This is a genomic window from Bacillus sp. JJ1773 (assembly GCF_036962035.1).
Lineage (GTDB): Bacteria > Bacillota > Bacilli > Bacillales > Cytobacillaceae > Cytobacillus.
Window position 1 is genome coordinate 1 of sequence record NZ_JBALNX010000111.1, and the last position, 8,762, is coordinate 8,762.

The following is an 8,762-nucleotide window of genomic DNA, read 5'->3' on the forward strand; positions in this document are numbered from 1 at the left end:
TTTTAAAACAATTCAGTTATTATGTATTGTTTTGTCATTTTTTCTATTATATAATGCTTTTAATTACTGAAATTGTAGATTGTTGACAATCTACAATTTTAACGATTGTCTACTGTAAATGACTAAAGGATGGATAGATTGGTATGAACAACAAAATTGTGTACCCAACTTTAAAGGATAATGTTGTAACCATCATTAGAAATAAAATTATTAAAGGTGAATTATTGCCTGGAAGTAGAATTATTGAATCAGAAATTGCAAAGGATTTGGAAATTAGTAGGGGCCCGATTAGAGAGGCACTGCGTCAAATTGAGCACGAGGGTTTGATTGAATACAAATCCAATAAAGGATGTACTGTCCGGACAATTGATGCCAAAGAGGTAGAAGATATTTATTTAATTAGAGCACATTTGGAGATGCTGGCAGTGGATATTTGTGATGGTAAATATAAAATGGAAACGATTCAAGAAATGGATAGCTTACTCGAGGAAATGGATGCGTCCTCAAAAGAAAGGGAAATTTATCGTCTAGTTGAATTGGACGAGCTTTTCCATACAAAAATAATTAAGGAATCAGGAAATGAAAGGCTTTACGATGTATGGTCAACATTCTGGAGTGCGAATGTTGTCATTTTTACCTCAACATATAATTTGAAGTTAGCAGATTCTAAAGATCAGCGTCCCGCCCATGAAAGAATTTTGAATACGATTAAAATTGGAGATAAAGAAGAAATAAAAAATTCAATTAAACGTCATTATATAAGATCGGCAAATCCATTTAAATCTATTTAAAGAATCCTTTTTAGCAGTTATTTAAATAAATAATTGTAATTTTTTAACTATTCAAATCCTATAGAATGCAGTTTCTGTAAAGAGATATGATCAAAAAACATCTGAAACGCATAGATACTTGAGAGGGGGAATGTTAAAGTCATAAAAACTTTGGATAATCAGCATATTTACTAGAAGGTAAATCCTGTTGAAGAAACTTCAAATAACGAAAAACTAGATTCATGTTGTCCTTTGGGGAATTCTAACAACAGGGAATAGGAGTTTAACAAATTGAGAGGGGGATTTCAATTGAAAGAAACGATTAGAAAAGATCATGTTATTGAAAACTTTTTCGGTGTTGAAGTAGCAGATCCCTATCGTTGGCTGGAAGATGAAACTCTTCCAGATACCAAAAAGTGGACAGAGATGCAAAACGAGCGAACTCGAGCATTATTAGATGGCCAGGTTCAAAAGGAAAGTATTAATAAGAGGCTCAAAGAGCTCTATGATTATGAGAAATATTCAACACCGGAGAAAAAAGGAGATTATTATTACTTTTTCAAGAATGACGGTCTCCAAAATCAACCTGTCTACTATCGTACTTTATCATTGGAAGATAATGTATTTGAAGTGGTTTTGGATCCTAACCAGCTAAGTCATGAAGGTACTGCTGCCATTATGAACATTTCATTCAATCAAGATGGAACGTTGATGGCTTATGCTGTCTCCTATAACGGAAGTGATTGGGAAGATGTAAAAATCAAAGATCTTAAAACGGGCTTGGACTACCCTGAAACGTTAAAATGGTGCAAGTTTTCAAGCTTTGCTTGGAGTGGGGATTCATCAGGCTTTTTCTATAATCGATATCCTGATCCCTCGACAGTGAATCCTGGAGAGGACAGTTATTATAATCGCGTTTATTTTCACCAGGTGAACACTTCACAGACAGAAGATGAATTGATCTATGAAGAGCCGGATCGTAAAGAGCGTATATTTTATCCGTCTATTACCGAAGACCATCAATATCTTATCTTGCATGTAACTCATGGGACGGAACCAATAAATGAAATTTATTATAAACATCTGACTGGTTCCGATATCTTTAAGCCTGTAATTGAAAAGGTCCCTGCGTACTTCACTTTCTTAGGCAATGATGGGTCAACATTTTATTTCGAAACAAATGATTATGCACCAAAAGGGAAATTGATATCTGTAGATTTGGAAAATCCTGCACAGGAAAATTGGAGAGAGCTAGTTTCTGAGAAAGAAGATCCAATTGCCTTCAGTAAAATGTTGAACGGCAAGTTCATCGTTTGTACTATGCATGATGCCCACTACAAAATGACCATTTATGAGAAGGATGGAAGTTTACCAATCGAGTTGCCACTTCCGAACTTTATTACAATCAACGATGTTAAAGGGACAAGCACTTCATCTGAAATGTTTGTCAGCTATACATCCTTCCTCCATTCGTTGAAGGTAATAAAATATGACTTCGAAACCGGAAAATTGATGAATGTTTTCTACAAGCAAGGTAGCGAATCGACTGAACGATTTGAAACAAAGCAAGTATTTTACCCTTCAAAAGATGGAACGATTGTTCCGATGTTCCTTACCTATAAAAAAGGGCTGGAATTGAACGGAGATAATCCGGTATTACTTTACGGATACGGCGGCTATACCGCATGTATGACCCCATCCTATTCTCCATCGCAAAAGATGTGGATGGAGCAAGGAGGCATCTACGCAGTCGCAAATATCCGTGGTGGCGGGGAATATGGACAAGAGTGGCACCGGGCAGCACTTTTTGAAAAACGCCAAAATAGCTTTGATGATTTTATTGCTGCATCGGAATGGCTTATTCAAGAAAACTATACCAATTCGTACAAACTGGCCATTATGGGTGCAAGTAATGGTGGGCTTCTAGTTGGGGCATGTATAACGCAACGCCCTGAATTATTCGGAGCGGCACTATGCTTAGTCCCTGTGACAGATATGCTGCGTTTCCAGCGTTTCACAGTAGGCCGTTTTTGGACAACGGAGTTTGGTAATGCGGAAAAAAGCGAGCATGATTTTAAGTTCTTGTATAGCTACTCACCCTTACATAATGTCAAAAAGGGTACAGAGTATCCGCCTACCCTTATTTCTACTGCTGATACCGATGACCGGGTTGTGCCGATGCATGCAAAGAAATTTGCTGCTACTTTACAGGAAGCACAAAGTGGAAATAACCCAATCATCCTAAGAGTTGAGAAAAATGCTGGTCACGGGCAAGGAAAGCCACTATCCAAAGTAATTGAAGAGGAAGTTGATTTGTACACGTTTTTATTTAAAGAACTAAATATCATTTTTAAGGAGAGTTGACCGTGAAGAAAATTTTGATTTTTCCAATACTTGCGATCATGCTAGTCTTTGCCGGCTGCAGTAAATCCAATCCGTTAGTAGAATCTAGTAAACCAGCAAGCAATGAGGCTGAAAAAGGTGAAAAGTCCGTTGTTATTGCATTAGGATCTGACCCGGTTCATTTTAACCCGAATGTTGGAGATGGCGGATCTGGGTACATCACAGCCAATATCATGAATTCTTTAGTGAAAATTGATGACGGTTATAATATCTTACCGGATCTTGCTGAGACTTGGGATATTTCAGAAGATGGGAAAAAGTATACATTTCACTTGTTTAAGGGAGTTAAATGGCATGATGGCGAGCCGTTTAAATCCAAAGATGTAAAGTGGACCATTGATACGATCATTAAAGAAAAAGGATTTATCGTTAACCAGCTTGGTTCTATTGACAATATCGAGACGCCAGATGATGACACGGTCGTGATCAATCTCAAAGAGCCGAATGCAGCGATTTTAAGTATTCTATCTGGTGCATTGATCATGCCTTCCCACCTATATGAAGGAACAGACTGGGTAACCAATCCGGTCAATAAAAATCCAGTTGGGACAGGTGCTTTCAAATTGAAAGAACATAATCGTGGTGTAAGTCTTGTATTGGAAGCGAATAAAGATTATTTCCGCGGGGCACCAAAACTTGATAAGCTAATTTTCTCTGTTATCCCAGACGAAAATACAGTCGTACAGTCGTTCTTAAATGGGGAAGTAGACGTCATTGACTACAGTTCAGCGATTACACCAGCAGCTGTACCGGGATTAGAGAAACGAGACGATGTAAAAATAGTTAAAACTCTTTCCAATTCAAGACAATATATGATAGCAAATACAGCGAAGAAGCCATGGGATGATGTTCGGGTTCGTGAAGCTTTAGCCCTTGCAATCGATCGGGACGAATTGGTAGCAAAAGCGCATAAAGGATATGGCTGGAGGGCAGAAGGCTTTTATACTCCAGCGGTAGAGTGGGCTTATAACGATAAGGATCTCATGCCAGAAAGAGATATTGAAAAAGCGAAGCAATTACTTGATGAAGCTGGGTTAACCGCTGATAGCAACGGCGTTCGAATAAAAGACCTGGAAATCCTAATCTTCCAATTCCCGGTTTTTGCAGATATGGCTAAAGTTGTACAAGCAAATTTAAAGGAAATTGGTATTGAATCGAAAATTTCCTCTCTTGAGTACTCTGCATGGGATGAAAAAGTCCGTAGCGGTGACTATGAAATTACTATTTTAGGCGGCAACCATGGCATCGATCCTGAAGGCTTATTTGTTCGTGTAGGTACAGAAGGTTCTATGAACTTGATGAATTATAGTAATCCAGAAATAGATAACCTGCTAGCAGAAGGTTTACGCGTTACGGATCAAGATGAACGTGCAGTTATTTACAAAGAAGTCCAAAAAATTATGTCTGAAGATTTCCCTGTCATTCCGTTAACAGAATGGATGTATATCTTTGTCATGAAAGATTATATTTCCGGTCACCCGATTGATGACGGAATCGGTGAAGTAGCGGCGGCAGAGTATTCCATCTTAGATACGGCCAAGTAAGTATTTCTATTAATCTACCAATGGCAATGTATTTTTACATTGCCATTGATGTTCATACAGAAAGAAGGTATGACGATTTGAGACAGTTTATTATTAAACGCTTATCCACTGGGTTTTTGGCAGTTATAGCAGTCATGACCATCAGTTTCTTCATTATGCATGCAGCCCCCGGTGATCCGATACGAATTTTAGCGGGAAGAGATAATCCATCTGAAGAAATGATAAGCGAACTGCAGAAAAAATATGGCTTGGATCAGCCTGTCCATATTCAATTACTATCTTATTTAAAAAACGTGGTCAAGGGAGATTTCGGAGAATCCATTCTTTATAATGAACCAGTCATGAAACTTATTGTTGCGACAATGGGTCCATCCTTGTTATTGGCCCTTACTGGAGCCGTTATAGCCCTTATTATTGGAACAGCATTAGGACTCTATGCCGGTCAGCATTACGGCTCGAAAAGGGATAAGGTCATCACCGGATGGGCGTATATTTTTAATTCTATGCCTTCGTTCTGGTTGGCCATTATGTTTATCATGATTTTTGCTTCATGGCTAAATGTCCTTCCGACTTCCGGAATGATGGATTTACGAAGTAATTATACGGGCTTGCCTTATTATACGGATATATTGAAGCATTTAGTGTTACCTGTCGCTACGCTATCGCTTATTCAAATTCCTACCTATTTTAAAATTGCACAGACCACCGTACTGCAAGTAAAATCCGAGGATTTTGTCACGACTTTCATGGCTACTGGTATGAGTGAGAGGAAAATCTTCAATAAATACGTTTTGAAAAATGTATTGCTTCCAACAGTTACTGTATTCGGTCTTACCCTTGCTTATATTGTTTCCGGTTCGGCCTTAATTGAAATCGTCTTTTCATGGCCCGGTACAGGAAGGCTTATGTTAGACGCCATTATGCGCAGAGACTACCCGTTGCTTATGGGAATCTATTTAATTATGTCTGTTTCGATTGCTGTCATGATGGTTGTAACTGATGTCGTTTACGCCTTTATCGATCCAAGAATTCGGTATAAGTAATTGGGCCGATACGATTCTACAGATGTAAAAGTAGTTCAGAAAGGGGTAAAAGACTTATGGAACTTGTAAAAAGAAACGATGCCATCTTTAAAAAGTCGTTCTCAGCGATCCAAAAAAATTCACTTCTTAGATCAGGAATTTTTATCTTATTCATCATCTTACTAGTTGTTGCATTTGCACCCTTGCTTGCAACTCATGATCCATATGTATTAGGTGATGATTTATTGGAGCCCCCTGGCAAGGATCACTGGCTTGGAACGGATGGCTTGGGAAGAGATATTTACAGCATGATCCTTTATGGGGCAAGAACATCGCTTTTGATTGGATTGGTTTCAGCGCTCATCTCTGGTGTTATTGGTACGCTGGTCGGTGCTGCAGCTGGCTACTTCGGTGGAAAAACGGACAGAATTATTTCGGAAATCATCAATGTCTTTTTAATGATTCCATCTTTCTTCTTAATTTTGATCGTTGTTGCGTTATTCGGCAGTAACTTGCTAAATGTGATGATCGTAATTGGTTTGACTTCATGGCCGAGCAATGCCCGCCTTATGAGGGTCCAAGCGATTAGTCTTAAGGAGCGAGTGTTTATCCAAAGTGTAGATACAATTGGAGAAAATCATGTCTCTATTCTTTTTAAATATATCATTCCAAATGGCATTTTTCCCGTTATTGCCAACACGACACTTAGTGTTGCGGGGGCAATATTGACAGAAGCAGGTTTGAGCTTCTTAGGATTAGGAGATCCGAATTTAATCAGCTGGGGTCAAATGATTTTTGATGGAAAGGCTTATATGACATCAGCTTGGTGGATTTCTACCTTCTCCGGTCTTGCGACAGTTATTCTAGTCGTTAGCTTTTACTTGATTGGTGATGGTCTGAATACTTTGCTGAATCCTAAACGTAAAGGTGAATAGTTAGGAGGAGCTCCGTTGTGAATATTTTAGAAATAGAAAACTTAAATGTTGTATACACAGGCAGAAAGGAAAAGGTCTACGCAGTTAACGATGTCTCCTTGTCAATCGCAGAAGGCGAATCCGTAGGGATTGTCGGGGAAAGCGGATCTGGAAAATCAACGCTTGCAATGGCGGTTCTCAGGCTTTTGTCTGAGAAAAAAGCAGATGTATCAGGCACGATTAATTTCCAAGGAAAAGACATCTTAAGTATGAGTTTAAAAGATTACAAGGAGATTAGGTGGAAAGAAATATCGGTCGTGTTCCAAAAATCAATGAATGCCCTCAGCCCGATACACAAAATCGGCGGTCAACTAGAGGATATTTATCGAGTCCATGAGCCGAATGAAAATAAAAAAGTAATCAAAGAGAAAATTCTAAAACTCTTTACGATGGTAAACTTATCTGACCGAGTATACAACCTTTATCCGCATGAATTATCCGGTGGGATGCTGCAGAGGGTCTCCATCGCTTTAAGCCTTATTCATAATCCGTCATTCATTGTTTTGGATGAAGCAACGACAGCATTGGATGTTGTCACGCAAGGGCAGATTTTGAGGGAAATTAAAAAGCTTGAAACAAAAATTAAAATGACGAGAATGATGATTACACATGACATTTCCGTTGTTGCTACGTCTTGTGATAAAGTGGTCGTCATGTATGCGGGAAAAGTAATGGAAGTCGGCAATGTTAAGGACGTATTAACGAAGCCTGCCCATCCGTACACACAAGGGTTACTGAATTCCTTTCCTTCGTTAAAAGGTGAAAAAAAGCAACTGACTGGAATTAGAGGATTTCTGCCTGATTTATCAGAAAGGCAAAATGGTTGTATTTTTGCACCAAGATGTGATTTCGCAAAGGATATTTGTCGAAATGTTACTCCGAAGGACTATGAAGTCGGTTCGAACCAACGGTCTGCCTGTCATATGCATGGGAGTGAATATTATGAAAACAGAAGAGCGAACTAAACCGATAACGGATAACACAAAAAGAGAAGAACAAAACGTTTTAGAAGTAAATAATATAAGCAAATGGTTCGAGCAAAGATCTTCTTTTTTACGACCTAAAAATTGGGTGAAGTCCGTTGATAAAGTCAGTTTTAAACTGGCTAAAGGTGAAGTATTAGGGGTAATCGGTGAGAGTGGCTGTGGAAAATCGACATTGGGGAAGGTACTTATTCATTTGGAAACACCGACGCACGGAGATATTTTGATTAATGGGTCCTCGTCAGCCGAACTGATTAAAAAAGATAAGAAGTCATTCAAACGTAATTTACAAATGATTTTCCAGAATCCTTTTGACACCTTTCCTCCGGGCCATACAATAGGAAGATTAATGATGAGGCCGTTGGAGATTCATAAAATTGGATCTTCACAAAAGGAGCGTTTTGAACTTTGTAGGACAACCCTTGAAAATGCTGGATTGAAACCTGGAGAGGAATTTATGGCTAGGTATCCACATGAATTGTCAGGAGGGCAATTACAAAGAATCTCTATTTTGAGAGCGATGTTATTGAATCCGACTTTTTTGGTAGCGGATGAGCCTGTATCGATGCTGGATTTATCAGTTAGGGCCGACATTATCAATATGTTGATCAAGCTGACAAAGGAAAATGATACCGCCATGGTCTTCATCAGCCATGATATCGCGGCAGCTAGGTATATTTCAGATAAAATAGCAGTCATGTATTTAGGAAGAATCGTAGAAATGGGAGACACAGAAGATGTAATTCATAATCCTCAGCACCCTTATACACAAGCTTTGATTTCAAATTGTGCTTCGATCGATTTTAATGAAAATGAAGACCCAATCCGGATAGATGGAGAGCCTCCTACCCCTGTAAATCCAGGACCGGGATGTTATTTTGCGGATAGATGCTTCAAAGCGACAAGTAAATGTCGTGAATCCTATCCTGACTATGTGAAGAAGGACAACGACCATATTTACAGTTGTTTCTTTTAAGGATGACAAATAGAAAGCCTTGCAGGATAGTTTATCGTGCAAGGCTTTTTGTGGTGCGCCCGGCATGGGTGTAATCTCTAGGGTGAAAGT

At 38.8% G+C, this 8,762-nt stretch carries 7 protein-coding genes; all 7 read left to right on the top strand.

Translation table 11 applies throughout. The features are described from left to right. Positions 1–143 precede the first annotated feature (143 nt). The 7 genes from V7127_RS23915 to V7127_RS23945 all read left to right on the top strand — a co-directional run bounded on the left by V7127_RS23915 (position 144) and on the right by V7127_RS23945 (position 8,672). Entirely contained in the window at positions 144–791 is a 648-nt protein-coding gene (locus V7127_RS23915) for a GntR family transcriptional regulator (RefSeq protein WP_335345660.1), read from the top strand. A gap of 288 nt (positions 792–1,079) precedes the next feature. Beyond that, a complete protein-coding gene (locus V7127_RS23920) occupies positions 1,080–3,134 on the top strand; it encodes a prolyl oligopeptidase family serine peptidase (RefSeq protein WP_335345659.1) in 2,055 nt (684 codons plus the stop codon). Positions 3,135–3,136: 2 nt separating this feature from the next. After that, a complete protein-coding gene (locus V7127_RS23925; protein WP_335345658.1) occupies positions 3,137–4,717 on the top strand; it encodes an ABC transporter substrate-binding protein in 1,581 nt (526 codons plus the stop codon). A gap of 20 nt (positions 4,718–4,737) precedes the next feature. After that, a complete protein-coding gene (locus V7127_RS23930) occupies positions 4,738–5,760 on the top strand; it encodes an ABC transporter permease (RefSeq protein ID WP_335490537.1) in 1,023 nt (340 codons plus the stop codon). Positions 5,761–5,816: 56 nt separating this feature from the next. Next, entirely contained in the window at positions 5,817–6,674 is an 858-nt protein-coding gene (locus V7127_RS23935; protein ID WP_335345656.1) for an ABC transporter permease, read from the top strand. A gap of 17 nt (positions 6,675–6,691) precedes the next feature. Next, positions 6,692–7,678 (top strand): ABC transporter ATP-binding protein, encoded by a 987-nt coding sequence (locus V7127_RS23940; RefSeq protein ID WP_335345655.1) that lies wholly within the window; start codon positions 6,692–6,694, stop codon positions 7,676–7,678. Then, the gene (locus V7127_RS23945) at positions 7,656–8,672 is read left to right on the top strand and encodes an ABC transporter ATP-binding protein (RefSeq protein WP_335345654.1); all 1,017 of its coding nucleotides are present in this window, start codon (positions 7,656–7,658) and stop codon (positions 8,670–8,672) included. The genes V7127_RS23940 and V7127_RS23945 overlap by 23 nt, the downstream gene beginning before the upstream one ends. The last annotated feature ends 90 nt before the right edge of the window (positions 8,673–8,762 follow it).